The sequence below is a fragment of the Sphaerochaeta associata genome (genome assembly GCF_022869165.1).
Classification (GTDB): domain Bacteria; phylum Spirochaetota; class Spirochaetia; order Sphaerochaetales; family Sphaerochaetaceae; genus Sphaerochaeta; species Sphaerochaeta associata.
Window position 1 is genome coordinate 3,209,787 of sequence record NZ_CP094929.1, and the last position, 15,421, is coordinate 3,225,207.

Below are 15,421 nucleotides of genomic sequence, written 5' to 3' on the forward strand. Positions count from 1 at the left end.
CTCCAAGAGGGTCTCTATGGTGATTCTATCCGACATCCTGCTCTTCTTGACGACAGCCTTGGTAGTCTCGATTACCTGCTTGTGCGTGTTGCTTCGCGTTCGTATGAGTGATGCCTATACCGGCTCGTTTCTCACCGTGCTCACCCCGTTGAGTTTTCAGATGTGCCTGACTTTGTTGACCACCTACCTGAGCAGGGTTTTGGATGAGCAGCACCTGCTTTCACGTTTCTATGAGACCTATGCCCTGGGAGCGACCCTTCTCTCCGTATTGCTGACCACGCTCCTGCTTCTGATGTTCAGCAGGTACTTGATCAAGTTGATCAGGGCGACCGAGGAGCAGAAGCATCTGGGCAACCGCATTCTCACCCTTTTGATTCTTGTCTTTTTCATCCTCAGCCTCTACATCATTTTTGCAAAGAGCGGAGGAGACTGGATCAAGGCTTTGCACGACACCATGCGGTACCATTTCTTCAGTGCAAGCATGTTTCTGGTCATTCATGGAGTGCTGGGGTGCCTCTACGCTAAAAAAGCGACCACCTGGGAGGAGGAGCGGCTGCTGAAAGGCATCTGCTACACCTTCCTGCCCCTGATCATCCTGTTCCCTTTGGACATCCTTTTCTTCAGGCAGGTGGCATTCAAGCTTGTGTATCTCAGCTTCGCCGTCCTCTCGGTGTACTTGTACTACTTCATCAGCCGCCGTTACTTCCTCACCTATGAGATGACAAGCGGACTTCCTGATGCCAAGGTGAAGCAGCTTGGAGTCTCGGAACGGGAGGCACAGATCATCAACCTCCTGGTCGAGGGATTGAGCAATCAGGAGATTGCGAAGGAACTCTTCATCTCCCCCAATACCGTAAAGACCCACATCAAGAACATTTATACGAAACTGGGGGTGAGCAACCGCCTGCAGCTCTTCAATTTGTTGAAGCAGTAGCATCCTTGCAATTCTTGCACTGGCCGGTCAGAAAAAAGGTATGGTCGCTGACGGTGAAGCCATAGGCCTGTTCCCACCTTGCCAATTGTTCATCATATTGGCAGTCTCCAAGGTCTATGAACCGATGACAGGTCCGGCAGTGAAACCAGTGGTGATGCACACCATCCTCACAGCTTCGATAGCTGTAGTAACGCTCCGTGCCATGCTCGGTGCAGTGAAGAATGAATGAGTCGGCCATCCCTTTCTCCTCCAGGTAATGAAGGTTCCGATAGACGGTGGCCTGGTCGAACCGAATGGAGGGATGCTGCAGCAAGTGGGAAGCCGAGACCGGTTCATTGCTCATCCTCAGTACCTCAAGAAGTGCTTTTCGCGACTTGGTCATGGCCCCTCCTTCGCTTCGTAATGAGATTCCCTGCCGCCTTGCCTAAAAAGAAGGCTCCAGCGATGACAACCACCATTGCCCCCACCGGAACGTCGACGACCCAACCCACCGCCAAACCCGAAAAGGAGAAGAAGAAGGCATAGAGGGTGGCACCGACCATCATCGATGCCAGGTTCTTTGCTGTATAGCCGGCCGTCCCCGCCGGCAGGGTCAGCATGGCTATCACCATGACAATCCCTACGAATGTTTGTAAAAGCACCACCGCAACGGCGGTCACCGAGAGGATGATCAGAAATACCGAGCGGGTATGGATGCCCCGTACCTGGGCGAACTCCTCATCGAAGGCCGAAGCCTCGATCTGGGGGTAGAAGCGCCAGGCGAGAAAGACCACCACCACGTCAAGCAGAAGAAGCAACACCAAATCTTGATTGGAAATCAAGAGGATGTTGCCGAACAGGTAACTGGAGGGATCGGTGTATCCGGGAGTCTTTGCCATGAAGAGCACCCCGATGCTCATCCCGATCGCCCAAATGGCTTGGATGACGGTATCCTCGCGCTGCTTGGACTTCAGTGAGACCGTTCCTATGATAATTGCAGAGAGCAGGGCGAATACAACCGCACCCACCATCGGACTGAGGCCAGGAACCTTGCCGGTTGCACTAAGGTACAGGGCGATCCCGATTCCTCCCAGCACCGCGTGGCTGATCGCCCCGGCGAGGCCTGCAATGCGTTTGACGGTGACTACCGAGCCGAGCACCCCGAAGAGCACCGAAGAGAGCAGACCAGCCAGAAAGGCATTCCTGACAAAGGGAAAGTCGGCTGAGACCAATGCGCTGAAAAAGCTTGCAAGACTATCCATCAAGACCCTCCTTCTGGCACTGGTCGCCCGAAAGACGGACATCGTGGAGGATGCGCTTGGTCCCGTCTTCGTAGTCTTCCAACGCATGCTGCACCACGGTGCGGCCCACTTTTCCCTGCTTGTGGGCATCGATGCAGAACACCCGGTCGGTGAGGTCGGAAACTTGACGCATATCGTGAGTGACGATGAGAATCGTAGTCTCTCCCTTGAGGTTGGCCAGCGTGGCATAAAGCCTTCTCTCGCTCTCCTTGTCCATATTGGCAGCCGGTTCGTCGAGGATGAGCATGCTCGGCTTGGCACACAGCGCCCTTGCTACCAGGACACGGCGGCGCTGCCCGCCGCTCAGATCGCTGTAGGAGCGGGATGCCAGATGGGCGAGCTCTACTTGCTCCAGAGCCCATAGGGCTTGCTCCAGCTCCTGCTTGCGCTGGCCGCGTCCTGTCGATGCCACCATACCCATTCTGACAACTTCCTGCACCGTGATTGGGAATGTCGGGTCATAGGACGCGTGCTGAGGGACATAGCCGATGAGGCTGCTGCTCTTTTTTGGATTCTGGCCGAGCAAGGTGATGGCTCCCTTCTGTGGTTGCTCCAGACCCAGGATCAGCTTGAGCAGTGTGGTCTTGCCCGATCCGTTGGGACCGACAAGGGCTATGAACTCCCCGCTATGAAAGTGGAAGCTCACATCCTCGAGTACATCCAAAGCCGGATAGGAGAACGAGACCGATACAAACTGGAGTGCAATTGGTACATCCACCATGGTTTTACCGCACCTTCATCAGCGCATCAGCCATGGTTTGGATGCTCTCCATCCAGTTATAGGCAAGCGGATCGAGGCTCACCACCTCTGCCCCTACGGCTTCGGCTACCGTCTTGGCACTGGCCACGGGGAACTGCTTCTGGACAAAGATTACCTTTGGCTGCTGTGCCTTGGCCTTTTCGATCAAGGCAGACAAGGCTTTGGCGGTAGGCTCCTTTCCCCCGGTCTCTACGGCTTCCTGAGCGATTGAGAAGGAGTCGAGGAAATAGCCGAAGGAGTTGTGGTAGACAAAGACGGTGGAACCGGCCAGCGGCTCGAGTTGGTCGGTAAGCGATGCAAACAGCACGTCAATCTTTGAAATCTGGTCTTGGCATCGACTCTCGACGACCGCCTTGCTCTCAGCACTCAGTACGGGCAAAAGGGCTTCTTTTGTGTTGGCAAGCAGAACCTTGACCTGTTCATGACCGAGCCAGGTATGGCGGTCGATGTTCAGATTGTGCCCATCATCGTGCTCATCATGGCCTTCGGCCTCATGGTCATGCTCCTCTATCATCCGGAATGTCATTCCCCTTGTCCCATCCACTACAACTAGGTTTGGATAGAGACCGGTCACTTTCTGTCGCAGGGAGAGCTCAAAATCGGTTCCGCTGAGAATCCAGAGCTTGGCTTTCGCCAACCGCGCCATCTGAGAGGGGGACGGTTCGTAGGAGTGCGGGTTCTGCCCCTCACCCACCAAGGTGACAACCTCGACCAAGCCTTGGGTCAATTGGTCGACAAAATAGGCGTGCGGCAGGATGCTCACCACTACAACCGGCTTGGAATCTTTATCGGTTGCTTCTTTTGTCCCGCTGCCAAAGAGCAGAGCGGATGAAAGAAGAACGAATATGACAAGAATACGAGTACGCATGGCACCTCCTCATAAGGTAGGTACAAGATAGTGAAATGTACTGTAATTTGCAAGTCATTCGCAAATCAATCACTATACAGAAATCACTGAATATGGTTCAATCCATAACAAAGGAGCATTTGCATGATAGCAGGATACAATGGGACCCAGCCTACAATTGGACGACACTGTTATGTTGCACCGACGGCCGATATCATCGGGGATGCCAAGCTCGGCGATGGGGTCGGCATATGGTTTCATGCCACGCTCAGAGCCGACGTAAACAGCATCACCATCGGTGAGCAGACGAATATCCAGGACAATTGCGTGCTGCATGTGACCAAGGCTCAAGCCTTGGCGGTGGGCAAACGGTGCACCATCGGTCATGGGGCGATCCTGCATGCCTGCACGATCGAGGATGACTGTCTGATAGGAATGGGTTCGATCGTGCTGGACGGCAGCCACATCGGAACACAATGCTTGGTCGGGGCCGGTTCAGTGGTTCCACCCAACAAGACCTATCCACCACACAGCCTGATCATAGGCTCCCCTGCCAGAGCCATCCGCCAACTCACCGAGGAGGAACTGCTGCACATGAAGCAGAACACCCTTGAGTACTGGCACTTCGGTGTGGATTTATGTGAAGGCAGACAGACTATCGGCTAGAGCTCGTTTGCCTGCTCGAACTTCTTGATCGCCTCATTCGAGCCGCCGACGACCAGCACATCCGCCTCCTCGAGCACAAGATCGGGGGCAATATCGCTGATGGCTTTCTCGTTGCGTATGACTACGATGATGTTCAGGTGATAGCGTTTCCTCAAGTTCAGCTGAGCCACACTCTGATCGGCGAATTTGGAAGATAGCTCGATGTTCGCAATGGAAAAGTCCTCACACAGCTCCAAAAAGTCCAAGGTACCGGTGCTGACCAGTGAATGGGCAAGCCTCGTCCCCATCTCGACCTCGGGGAACACCGCCTCGGCACCGATGCGCTGAAGCACCTTTCCATGGTTGGTGCTCGTGGCCTTGGCGATGACCCTGGGAATCCCCAGCTCCACCAGACTCATTGTAACCAGAATATTGGACTCGATGTCCTTGCCGATGCAGACGATGGCGGTGTGGCAATGGGATATGCCGGACTCCTCCAATACCTCGGGTGTGATCGACTTGATCGGATAGATGTTCTCTATCTGGTCCTTGACCGCATCCAGCTTTTCCGCCTCGACTTCAAGGACTATCACATGCTTTCCCGCCGCAGTCAACTCAAGGGCCAGGGCCAGACCGAAACGTCCCAGTCCGATGATTCCAAATGCATTGGGGTCAAACTCTTTCTTCATATGCTCCAGCTCCTTGCATCAACCGATGAATACTTGTTCTTCAATATAGCCCAGATGGGAACTCTTCGCCTTGAGGCTGGTGGCGATTGTGATGGGCCCCACCCTTCCGGCAAACATAATAAGCACAATGACCACCTTCGAGAGTGTTGACAATGTCGGGGTGATACCGCAGGAAAGACCGACAGTAGCAAAGGCGGAGACGGTCTCGAACAACACCGCCATGAAGTCATAGGTTTCACCTTCGATCAACAACAGCGACAAAGATCCGAACAGGACAACCAGGAAGGAGAGCAGAAGCACCTGAAAGGCCTTGAGGATACTCTCACCGCCCACCTTGCGTTTGAATGCCGCACTCTCACGGCGGAACATCAACGACCCCAGGCTGAGCAACAGGGCGAAAGTCGTCGTGGTCTTGATGCCGCCGCCGGTGGAACCCGGGGAGGCCCCGATGAACATGAGCAGCATTGCAAAGAACAGACCGGCTTGGGAGAAGGAGGCGATATCGACGGTATTGAAGCCCGCGGTTCGGGTTGTTACGCTTTGGAAGAAGGCGGCAAGCGGGGATAGGTGCTCGACGGCCATGAAGAAAAGGAAGCCCAGGGTAATGAGCGTTCCGTTCATCAGAATCACGATCCTGCTGTGCATGCTCAAGCTCGACCATGTTCGGCTTCTGGCTATGTCGGCAAGTACAAAGAAACCGGTCCCTCCAAGGATGATGAGAACAGCGGTGGTCAGGTTCATTACCGCACTTGCTTGGTAGGCTGTCAGACTGCGATAGCCGCCCATCAAATCAAACCCGGCATTGTTGAATGCACTGATGGTATTGAAAAGGGCGTGACCGAAGGCGTTCAAAGGCGTATAGGCCTGGCGGAACACAAAGTACTCTGCTGCAGTCCCCAGGGCCTGGATTACAAAGGAGGATATCAGGACTGCACGGACGATGCCCAGCGTCCCCTTTATCGATGAGAGGTTGTACGCCTCCTTGATGAACAGGCGTTTGGACAGGTTGACGTTCATGCCCAAGAGCAGACTGAAGGAGATGACGATGGAGGCAAAACCCAAACCTCCAAGGAGTATCAGGATGGCGATAACCGTTCGTCCGAACAATGAGAACGTCAGGGCGACATCGACGGTGACAAGGCCGGTGACGCAGACGGCGCTTGCAGAGATGAATAGGGCATCGATGTAGGCAACGTCTTGGCCGCTGTTATGGGCGACAGGCAGGCTCAGCAGCATCGAACCCATCAGGATGATCGCCAAAAAGCCGATAAGCAGCAGATGATTCGGCTCCAAGCGTTTGCCCTTTGGTTTTTTCATGAGCAAAAGTCTACTCCAACTCTTTTCTGCGATGCAACTCCCCCCACTGCGCGATTACCATTGTCGATACACAATCTTAATTGTATACTATTCTTATATCACGCATCTCGACTAAAGGAGAACCAACCATGCTTGCACCTACCATTGCAAAATTGATCACCGAACAAATCAACAAAGAGTTCTACTCTGCCTACCTCTATCTGGATATGGCAAACTACTATGCTGACAAAGGCCTGTTGGGCTATGAGAACTGGTTCAAGGTTCAGGCCCAGGAGGAGATGAGCCATGCCATGCTGATGCGCCAGTATCTGCAGAACAATGGGCATTTCGTAAAATTGAGCGCCCTTGCAGACCCGTCCAAGCCCTATGCCGACCTTAAAGCCCCGCTTGTGGAGGCCCTCAAGCATGAGGAATATGTGACAGCATCCATCAATACCATCTACGAAGAAGCCATCAAGGTGAAGGATTTCAGGACCCAGCAGTTTCTGGACTGGTTCATCAAGGAGCAGGGAGAAGAGGAGATGAACGCCCAGGAGAATATCCAGAAGTTCGAAGTCTTCGGATCCGATGCCCGCGGCCTGTACCTGCTCAACCAGGAGCTTGCAGCCAGAACCTTCGCACCGCCCTCTCTCGTTCTGTAATATCCTGCGTATGAATCTACCCGCCCTTTTGCAAAAAGGCGGGTAGTCTGTTCTTTAAGCAAACAAAGGAGTTTCCATGCACGTAAAGCCCATCAAACGCATCACCGGAGGCGCTGTCCAGTACGACGGAGCCGGTGTAAAACTGGTCCGGGTCATCGGCTACAACGATGTCCAGGAGTTCGATCCCTTCCTTATGTTGGATGCCTTTGACTCTGTCGATCCGAAGGACTATGTTGCAGGATTTCCCTGGCATCCCCACCGAGGCATCGAAACAGTCACCTACCTCATCGAGGGGGAGATCGAGCATGGGGACAGCATGGGAAACAAGGGTTCGATCAACGACGGGTGCTGCCAGTGGATGACCGGCGGCAGCGGCATAATACATCAAGAGATGCCGCAGGAGAGCAGGCTCATGCTTGGCACCCAGCTGTGGATCAACCTTCCCAAGAAGGACAAGATGACCGATCCTGCGTATCGCGATATCAGAGAGCATCAGATTCCAGTCATACAGGGAGAGGGTTCGGAGGTCAGGATCATCAGCGGCTTCTATGAGGGCAAGGCCGGACCGGAACAGGGTGACTATGTGAAGACGCTTTATCTGGACATCAAGCTCGAGCCCGATGCGTCATGGGACCTTTCGGTCAATCCCGGGAATACCCTGTTCATCTACATCGTCCGTGGTTCGGTGCATACCGACAACCAAGAAGTCCCCTATCACAGGGCGGTGCTCTTCGGCGAAGGAGACACCCTTTCGTTGAAGGCAGGTTCAGAGGGCGCGCGCATTTTCCTCTACAGTGCAAAACCACTTGGAGAGCCGATCGCCTGGGCAGGCCCCATTGTCATGAATACCCGTGAAGAGCTCTCCCTCGCCCAGCGTGAGTTGCGTGAAGGAACTTTCATCAAACACGCATAAGATTTTCTGCTCCTCCTTTTTTGCTACCCATGCGAGGGTAGCAATTTTTTTTCCATAGACACCACGAGGCTTTTGTTGACATTGTACTAATACACCAGTACAATAGTACAAGAAAGGAGCGCTATGTGGCAAAGCTGAAAGAAGAACCTGCATTGGAGTTCAGCCTGGATGTAAAGAGCGGGGTTCCGTTCTACAAGCAAATCATCTTCCAGGTGGAGATGGCCATCGCCGACGGGAGGCTTGAAAAAGGTGCACAGCTGCCCACTGTCCGCAGCCTTGCCGTCGATTTGAGCATCAACCCCAATACAGTCGCCCGAGCGTATGCTGAAATGGAAATACGGAACATCGTGGTCACCCAACAGGGCTCGGGAACCTTCATCAGCGACAAGAAGGTAACCCTTGATGCAATTGAACGCGAGCGCATCCTCTCCCAAATCACCAAGGAGTATCTTACAAAAGCTTCCAGCTACGGCTTCACGTTGGAGGAAATCCAACAAGTCATTGAAGACCTGGGCGCAGAAGCTCAGAAAAAAGAGGGAACAGTATGAACCTGTATCAGAAGAAAATTGAACGAATCAAGAACATGAAGGGGTTTGTTCTCAAGCGGGACTTCAGCTATGGCTCGATCTCGTTTTTGTGTCTGGCCATCTTTCTGGCCCTTGGAGCGGTTTTACAACTGTCGCTCTACCCTTATACACATCTTGAGGCCATCGTATCGGTGAGTGCATCGACTTTTGTGGCGGCTTTGGCTGTAGTAATCTTTCCCATCTGGGCTGTTGTGATGGCACTCGTTCTCATGCTGTGGGTCGGCATTGTGGGCGGTCTGTCCATATACCTCTACCCCATCACGCTTCTATCAACCTTAGGGCTATTGCTCTCGGCATGTTTCCAGTTGGTGTATCACTGGGACAAGGTCCTGGTCCTGAGGCTTGGCAAGTTCCATAAGGTCCGCGGACCCGGATTGTTCTTTCTCATTCCACTGGTCGACCGTATTGCAGAGTTCATCGACATGAGAATCAGGGCAACCGATTTCAGTGCGGAGAAAACCCTTACCAAGGATACAGTGCCGGTACATGTGGACGCCCTCTCCTTCTGGATGATCTGGGATGCAAAACGAGCAATCCTGGAGGTGGAAGACTACACCGAGGCCGTCATCCTATCCGCCCAGACCGCTCTGCGCGATTCAATCGGCAAGCATCCTCTCTCGAGTCTGCTCAGCGAGCGCGAGGAGTTGGGACGGGAGATCCAGCAGGCCCTCGATGCAAAGACAAATCCCTGGGGTGTTTCGATTCTCTCGGTGGAGATCACCGATATCATCATTCCCAAGGAGTTGGAGAATTCGCTGAGCAAGCAGGCTCAGGCTGAACGGGAGAAGGAGTCGCGCATCATCCTCGGGGCCGCAGAGGTGGAGATAGCGAAGAAGTTCACCGAGGCCTCCGCCCAATACGCGAGCGACCCGATTGCCTTGCAGCTGCGCTCGATGAATATGATCTATGAAGGCATCAGGCAGAACAATTCCATGATGCTCATGCCTGCTTCCATCCTCGACCATATGGATTTCGGCTCTGTCATGGGCACAGCAGCCATGCAGAAGGTGGAGGAACTTACACATACACAGTCAAAGACCGACGAGGGAGATACTGAGAAATGATCAAGGTTCAGAAGGTAAGTCGCAATTATAAGACGGGTGAGAGTGTTGTTCGTGCATTGAGGCAAGTCTCGCTGGAGATACAGGACGGGGAGTTCCTCTCCATCGCCGGGCCCTCGGGCTCGGGAAAGACCACATTGCTCAACCTCATCGGGTGCATAGACGCTATCGATGACGGGGAGATCAGCATCAACGGGCAGAAGGTCAGCACCATGAACAAGGAGGAGAAGACTTCGTTCAGAAGACAGAACCTTGGATTCATCTTTCAGACCTACAACCTTATTCCGGTTCTCTCCGCCTATGAGAATGTCTCATTCGTCCTCTCCCTGCTCGATGTTCCTGAAGCAGAAGTGAGGCAGCGCACCTATGAGATCCTGAAGGAAGTCGGGCTGGAAGGCATGGAGAACCGTCGCCCTTCAAGGCTCAGCGGAGGACAACAGCAGAGAATAGCCATCGCCAGGGCGTTGGTGAAACGCCCGCAGATTATCCTGGCCGATGAGCCGACGGCCAATCTTGACTCCAAGACCGGCGAGGAGATCCTCAAGCTGATGAAGCGGATGAACGAGAAATTCGGCACGACCTTCATCTTCTCCACCCATGACAAGATGGTCATGGAGTATGCCAGCCGGCTGGTGCAACTGCATGACGGCTCCATCGTGAGCGATGAAAGGAGGCAGTGATGAAATTCATCCTGCAACTGGCAGCAAAAAATTTGATGCGTTACAAGCGCAGGACCGCCATAACCGCTGTTGCCATCGCTTTCGGATTGATGATGTACGTATTCGTAGACTCACTGCTGCTTGGAGCAGAGCTTGAGTCGATGAGAAACCTTCGCTGGTATGAGACGGCATCGCTGAGGGTCCACGATTCCGCTTACTGGGAGGACCGCTATTTCCTCCCCTTGGATGCATCGATCGAGAGTCCTCAACCAATTCTCGACCTGCTCAAGGCTGAAGGAATTACCGCTACCGCACGTACTTCCTTTGCCGCCGATATGATTCTCTATCAGGATGACTTCGGAGAGGACGGCAATATGAGCGTACAGGTGACAGCCATCAATCCGGCTACCGACTTTGATGTTTATCGCTTTGAGAATACACTCATCGAAGGCCGGTTTCTCCAGAGCGGGGAGATGGACGGCATCGTTCTGGGCAGCTGGTTTGCCGAGGACATCGGGGCGAAGGTGGGTTATTGGGTCACCCTGGTCACCCGTGGAAAGGGAGGGTTCTATGAAGCCTTCGACATGCAGGTTGTCGGCATCATCAACTGCCCCAATCCCAATGTGAATCGTTCATTGGTGATGATGGACATCCAAGCCGCCGACCTCTACCTCGCCATGGATGGTTCGATTTCGAGCATCGACATCGTGCTGGGAGAGAAAAGCAACCTCAACGAGGTTGTGCAAAGTCTTCAACCAAAGCTTCAAGCCATCGATGCCGACCTGACGCTTTATACCTGGGAGGACCTTGCACGCGACTATCTGGCGATTCTTGAAGCCAAGCAAGGAGGCACCGGCATGATCCTCTTTCTTGTGTTCATCATCGCAGCCGTCGGTGTTTCCAATACCATGTTGATGGCCATGTATGAACGGATGCGCGAGCTGGGCATGATGCGTGCCCTGGGCATGCGCGACCGCGATATTCTGCTGGCTTTCCTCTTCGAGGCCGGCGGCATCGGACTGCTTGGTTCGGTGGTCGGCATTCTATTGGGTTGTCTTGCCAATCTATATTTGGTGAATGTAGGCTTCGATTTCGGTTTCATGTTGAGGGATATGGACATCGGCTTCAGAATCCAGAACGTCATGCGGGGTGCCTGGAGCATTCCGACTCTGATCAAGGCTTTCCTCAGCGGCATCGGTCTCTCCATGATCGTTGCATTTTTACCCATTCGAAGAGCCCTGAAGCTGGACATCCCAACCTGTCTGCATCATCAATAGGAGAATCGGCAATGACGACTAAACTACCAGCAGTAGCATTTCGCAATATTTTTCGCAATCTTCGTCGCTCTTCGCTCTCAGCTATAGCGATAGCAGTATCAGCAATGGCAATCATGGCCCTGTTGGCCCTGCTTGAGTGCATGGAAGCGGATATGGAGACAAACCTGACCTCCTATTATACCGGTGAGATACGAATCCGGCACGAGTCGTTCGAGAAGTATGAACGTTACAATCCTCTCCACCTCAGTCTTGATGTGGAGGCAGTGCTTGGCGTTGCAACGTCCGTCGATGGCGTTGAGGCGGCAACCAGCCGTATCAACTTCCCGGCAAATCTCTATCTCAACGGCAAGAACAACGGAGCCCTCGGCGTCGGTGTCGATTTTGCACGTGAAGCGGCATTCATCGACTTTCCCTCCTTGGTGACCAAGGGCAGCATTCCTCAAGCGGGAAAGAACGAGCTGCTCATCGGAGCCATTCTGGCTCATGAGCTTCAACTGGAAGTCGGGGATAAAATAACTGTTTTGACATCCACCGCCCTGCGCGGATCGAATGCAATGACGTTCGAGATAGTCGGCATAGCATCGTTTCCAGTCGGCGGCTTGAGTTCCAAAACCCTCTATATTCCCTTGGACCGGGCGCAGTACATGCTGCGCATGGAAGGGCAGACCCAGGAGATTCTCCTGCAGGTCGCCGATGGGTACAAGGAAGCGGATGTCGCTCAATCGGTGAAGGCTGAGCTTCAGGCCTCCTTGGGGCTTGCCACCGAGACCAAGGCTTGGAAGGACCTGAACATGATGTATTCCCTGCTCTCCATCGCCAAGTTCATCTACTACGTCATGGCCGGAGTATTCTTTGTGCTTGGAAGCACCGTCATCATCAATACCACCATGATGGTAATTTATGAGCGGATGCGGGAGATCGGTACGCTCGCTGCCTTGGGCATGCAGGGCAAGGAGCTCACCCGGCTCTTCCTGCTGGAAGGGTCGTTCATCAGTATCGCCGGCTCTACGCTCGGGACCATCGCCGGGCTCATCATCATCGCTGTTCTGGGCAAGGTAGGCCTGAATTTCACCGAGGCGATGAGCGGGGTGGATATGGAAATCTCTTCCATCCTCTATCCACAGGTCAACTGGTGGATCGCCCTCTTTGTCTGGTTCTATGCCATTCTCACTGCTACCCTTTCCACGCTCATTCCCTCCAGAAGAGCATCAAAAATCCAAATCGTGGAGGCACTGCGCTATGTCTAACCGTACTCGCATCATCACAACAACCCTGCTCTTTCTGCTCATTATTCCCTTCAACCTGAGTGCAATCACGGCAGAAGAGATCATCAACACCATGGACGGGATGCAAACCTTCGACACCTCCTATTCGACTGGGTCCATCAAGACAACCGACCGCTTCGGTGTGAAGGAGAGTACCTTCAAGGCATGGTCGCAGGGTTCAAGCGACTCCCTGATAGAGTTCACCAGCGTTGCCGAACGCGGGCAGAAGATCCTTCGGACCAAGGGCAGCCTGTACCTCTTCTATCCTGATGCCGAGGAGTTGATCAGACTCCAGGGGGCTGCACTGAGACAGTCACTGCTCGGTTCGGACCTCTCGTATGAGGATATGACCGAGGAGAAGAACACCCTGGACGATTATACCGTCCGCCTTGACGGCAGCCAGATCGTCAACGGACACGACTGCCATGTCCTGACCTTGACTGCCAAAACACGTCAGGTCGCCTATCCCATCCAGAAAATCTGGGTGGACAAGGAGACATACCTGGTGTGGAAAGCCGCTTACTCGACTGCTCAAGGCAGGCTGCTCAAGGAGATGGAGGTCCTCGATACCATCGTGGTTGATGGAAGAACCCTTCCTAAGCAAACCAAGATCGAGGACAAGATGAAGCGCGACAGCTCCACCATCATGGCCTTGGATACCTTGGAAGTAAACATCCCGCTCGACCGAAAGATCTTTGCCTTGGAGAATCTGACATGGTAGGAAGACGACTGCTATGTGCATCCATTCTTATCGGCTGTTTCCTCTTCGGCATCGGGGCGGCACAGAATCCTGTGGTGGAGATGAATCTTTTATCCTCAACAGCCTATATGCTGTATTCACAAGATCTCATGCAGGGCATGGGAATGGATTTGAAAATTTCACTTCTCTCAGAAAACTCAGGCAATGTACGGGGAGAGGTTGCTTTTAGAACCACCTATAATTCTTTGGTACCGACTCCCATCACGTCTATCGACGATGTCATTTACAAAGCCTATCTGCGTGCCCGATTCCCCTCCTTCCGCCTGACAGCGGGCAAGACCCGCCTCAGCTGGGGGGACGGCATGCTCTTCAATGCTGCAGACATCCTCTACGGCAGCTCCTCTGTTTCGGTGGACCTAACGCAGGCTGAGTTGCGTTCCAAGACCGATTGGATGATAAATGTGAACTATCCGCTGGGCTTTTTCAGCTTCGCCGAGGCGGTTTTTCTGCCGAGCATGACAGGAGAGGCCCAGGACATGGGAGTGGGTGGTCGCTTCTATACCAATGCGGGAGAGACGAAAGTCGAAGGCGGCTACCTTACCAAGAAGGAAACCACACGGGTTCACAAGCTCTACACAAGCCTGCAGGGAAACATCGGACCCGACTGGTATCTGGCCTCCTCGATTACCATCGACCAGAGCAATCCCAGTGCCTCCGATATCCAAAAGTCATGGCTGATCAGCGGCGGCCTCTTTCATATGCAGTATCTCAGCGGAGAGAGAAACCTGTCCCTTCGCCTTGAAATGCTCAGTCGGCCTTTCGGCACATGGAAGTTTGAGAGCCAGAGCGAAGCCTCCTGTGCCCTGCTGCTCTACCCGGAGGTCGTATACAGTCCGACCAGCACGCTATCGTTCAGCCTCAGGGCGATACTCTCACCGCTTGATTTCAGCACCATGCTCTCTGCAGGCGCATCCTGGTCGGTGTTTGAAGGCTTCGCCCTGATCGCAAACATCGCCGCCCCCTTTGGAGAGAGCGGCGATCTGTTCAACTGGGATGGAGCAAGTGCAGCAGCGTTGACCTTGGGAGCCTCCTGGATCTATTAGCGCAGGATTTCCCCTTCGGTGGAGATGGTCACCACTGCAAGGGGGATGATCTTGCCGCTTGCGGCGATGGCGCGCTTGACCGCTGAATCCAAGCCTCCGCAGCAAGGGACTTCCATCCGTGCCACCGTAATGCTTCGAATATCGTGACTTGAGAATATCTGGGTGAGCTTCTGTGCATAATCGCCCTCATCGAGCTTGGGGCAACCAATGAGGGTGACTCGGTTACGGATGAATGTATTGTGAAAGTCCCCATGCGCATACGCTGCACAGTCGGCGGCGATGAGCAGATCGCAATTGTTGAAGAAGGCTGCATTGGGGGCTGCAAGCTTGATCTGTACCGGCCACTGCCTCAGTTGGCTTACAGATGGTGCAGCGGTGCTGGAAGGCACACTCTGACGCTGACTCTCCTTCATGACCTTGATCTGGCTGCCGGGACAGCTGAACACAGGCTTGTTGGCTTGCATGAACTCTTCGACCGCCTCGTGGTTGAAGGCAGGGGCTTCCCGCTCTTCAAAGGTGATGGCTCCGGTAGGACATACCGGGAGGCAGTTGCCCAGTCCATCACAATAGTCTTCGCGCAAAAGAACCGCCTTACCGTTGACCAGGCCGATGGCTCCTTCCTGACAGGCGCTGACACACAGGCCGCAACCGTTGCACTTCTCTTCATCTATAGTAATCATCTGTCTGATCATAATATCCTCCATTGTCTCGAATCGAAGGGTATGGTACCATGGGGCTCAGTT

18 protein-coding genes are annotated in these 15,421 nt (G+C 53.7%); 11 read left to right on the plus strand and 7 right to left on the minus strand.

Annotated elements, in window-relative coordinates; genetic code table 11:
* Positions 1-16 precede the first annotated feature (16 nt).
* Positions 17-934 carry a helix-turn-helix domain-containing protein gene (locus tag MUG09_RS14805; protein WP_244772215.1) on the plus strand — a complete coding sequence of 306 codons (918 nt, stop codon included), beginning with the start codon at positions 17-19 and terminating at the stop codon, positions 932-934.
* Here the strand turns inward: MUG09_RS14805 and MUG09_RS14810 are convergent.
* Genes MUG09_RS14810 through MUG09_RS14825 form a run of 4 tightly spaced genes read right to left on the minus strand, consistent with a single transcriptional unit; the run spans position 915 to position 3,842 of the window.
* Positions 915-1,316, minus strand: coding sequence for a Fur family transcriptional regulator (locus MUG09_RS14810; RefSeq protein ID WP_244772216.1), 402 nt, complete (start codon positions 1,314-1,316; stop codon positions 915-917). The two genes, MUG09_RS14805 and MUG09_RS14810, sit on opposite strands and share 20 nt — an antisense overlap.
* Entirely contained in the window at positions 1,288-2,175 is an 888-nt protein-coding gene (locus MUG09_RS14815) for a metal ABC transporter permease (RefSeq protein WP_244772217.1), read from the minus strand. Before MUG09_RS14815 ends, MUG09_RS14810 begins: the two co-directional genes overlap by 29 nt.
* Positions 2,168-2,935: a metal ABC transporter ATP-binding protein gene (locus MUG09_RS14820; protein WP_244772218.1), complete on the minus strand. Its 768-nt coding sequence runs from the start codon at positions 2,933-2,935 to the stop codon at positions 2,168-2,170. Before MUG09_RS14820 ends, MUG09_RS14815 begins: the two co-directional genes overlap by 8 nt.
* Before the next feature lie 4 nt (positions 2,936-2,939).
* Positions 2,940-3,842 (minus strand): metal ABC transporter solute-binding protein, Zn/Mn family, encoded by a 903-nt coding sequence (locus tag MUG09_RS14825; protein ID WP_244772219.1) that lies wholly within the window; start codon positions 3,840-3,842, stop codon positions 2,940-2,942.
* A 123-nt stretch (positions 3,843-3,965) separates the two neighbouring features.
* Between MUG09_RS14825 and MUG09_RS14830 the strand changes: the two genes are divergently transcribed.
* On the plus strand, positions 3,966-4,487 hold the full coding sequence (locus MUG09_RS14830) for a gamma carbonic anhydrase family protein (RefSeq protein ID WP_244772220.1): 522 nt from the start codon (positions 3,966-3,968) through the stop codon (positions 4,485-4,487).
* On the opposite strand, the gene MUG09_RS14835 is transcribed toward MUG09_RS14830, so the two are convergent.
* A complete protein-coding gene (locus MUG09_RS14835; RefSeq protein ID WP_244772221.1) occupies positions 4,484-5,155 on the minus strand; it encodes a potassium channel family protein in 672 nt (223 codons plus the stop codon). The genes MUG09_RS14830 and MUG09_RS14835 overlap by 4 nt on opposite strands.
* Positions 5,156-5,173: 18 nt before the next feature.
* The gene (locus MUG09_RS14840; protein ID WP_244772222.1) at positions 5,174-6,472 is read right to left on the minus strand and encodes a TrkH family potassium uptake protein; all 1,299 of its coding nucleotides are present in this window, start codon (positions 6,470-6,472) and stop codon (positions 5,174-5,176) included.
* A 128-nt stretch (positions 6,473-6,600) separates the two neighbouring features.
* On the opposite strand from MUG09_RS14840, the gene MUG09_RS14845 reads away from it, so the two are divergent.
* From MUG09_RS14845 to MUG09_RS14885, 9 genes are all read left to right on the plus strand, one after another.
* On the plus strand, positions 6,601-7,113 hold the full coding sequence (locus MUG09_RS14845) for a ferritin (protein WP_244772223.1): 513 nt from the start codon (positions 6,601-6,603) through the stop codon (positions 7,111-7,113).
* Between the two features lie 76 nt (positions 7,114-7,189).
* The gene (locus MUG09_RS14850) at positions 7,190-8,026 is read left to right on the plus strand and encodes a pirin family protein (RefSeq protein ID WP_244772224.1); all 837 of its coding nucleotides are present in this window, start codon (positions 7,190-7,192) and stop codon (positions 8,024-8,026) included.
* 125 nt (positions 8,027-8,151) lie between these two features.
* The gene (locus MUG09_RS14855) at positions 8,152-8,574 is read left to right on the plus strand and encodes a GntR family transcriptional regulator (protein WP_244772225.1); all 423 of its coding nucleotides are present in this window, start codon (positions 8,152-8,154) and stop codon (positions 8,572-8,574) included.
* Positions 8,571-9,677 carry a slipin family protein gene (locus tag MUG09_RS14860; RefSeq protein WP_244772226.1) on the plus strand — a complete coding sequence of 369 codons (1,107 nt, stop codon included), beginning with the start codon at positions 8,571-8,573 and terminating at the stop codon, positions 9,675-9,677. Before MUG09_RS14855 ends, MUG09_RS14860 begins: the two co-directional genes overlap by 4 nt.
* Positions 9,674-10,354: an ABC transporter ATP-binding protein gene (locus MUG09_RS14865; RefSeq protein WP_244772227.1), complete on the plus strand. Its 681-nt coding sequence runs from the start codon at positions 9,674-9,676 to the stop codon at positions 10,352-10,354. The genes MUG09_RS14860 and MUG09_RS14865 overlap by 4 nt, the downstream gene beginning before the upstream one ends.
* Complete coding sequence (locus MUG09_RS14870; RefSeq protein WP_244772228.1) at positions 10,354-11,610, plus strand: ABC transporter permease; 1,257 nt, start codon at positions 10,354-10,356, stop codon at positions 11,608-11,610. Before MUG09_RS14865 ends, MUG09_RS14870 begins: the two co-directional genes overlap by 1 nt.
* An 11-nt stretch (positions 11,611-11,621) precedes the next feature.
* The gene (locus MUG09_RS14875) at positions 11,622-12,857 is read left to right on the plus strand and encodes an ABC transporter permease (protein ID WP_244772229.1); all 1,236 of its coding nucleotides are present in this window, start codon (positions 11,622-11,624) and stop codon (positions 12,855-12,857) included.
* Positions 12,850-13,596 carry an outer membrane lipoprotein-sorting protein gene (locus MUG09_RS14880; RefSeq protein WP_244772230.1) on the plus strand — a complete coding sequence of 249 codons (747 nt, stop codon included), beginning with the start codon at positions 12,850-12,852 and terminating at the stop codon, positions 13,594-13,596. Before MUG09_RS14875 ends, MUG09_RS14880 begins: the two co-directional genes overlap by 8 nt.
* Positions 13,590-14,678, plus strand: a complete 1,089-nt coding sequence (locus MUG09_RS14885; RefSeq protein ID WP_244772231.1) for a hypothetical protein — start codon at positions 13,590-13,592, stop codon at positions 14,676-14,678. Before MUG09_RS14880 ends, MUG09_RS14885 begins: the two co-directional genes overlap by 7 nt.
* On the opposite strand, the gene MUG09_RS14890 is transcribed toward MUG09_RS14885, so the two are convergent.
* A complete protein-coding gene (locus tag MUG09_RS14890; RefSeq protein WP_244772232.1) occupies positions 14,675-15,370 on the minus strand; it encodes an ATP-binding protein in 696 nt (231 codons plus the stop codon). The two genes, MUG09_RS14885 and MUG09_RS14890, sit on opposite strands and share 4 nt — an antisense overlap.
* Positions 15,371-15,421 lie beyond the last annotated feature (51 nt).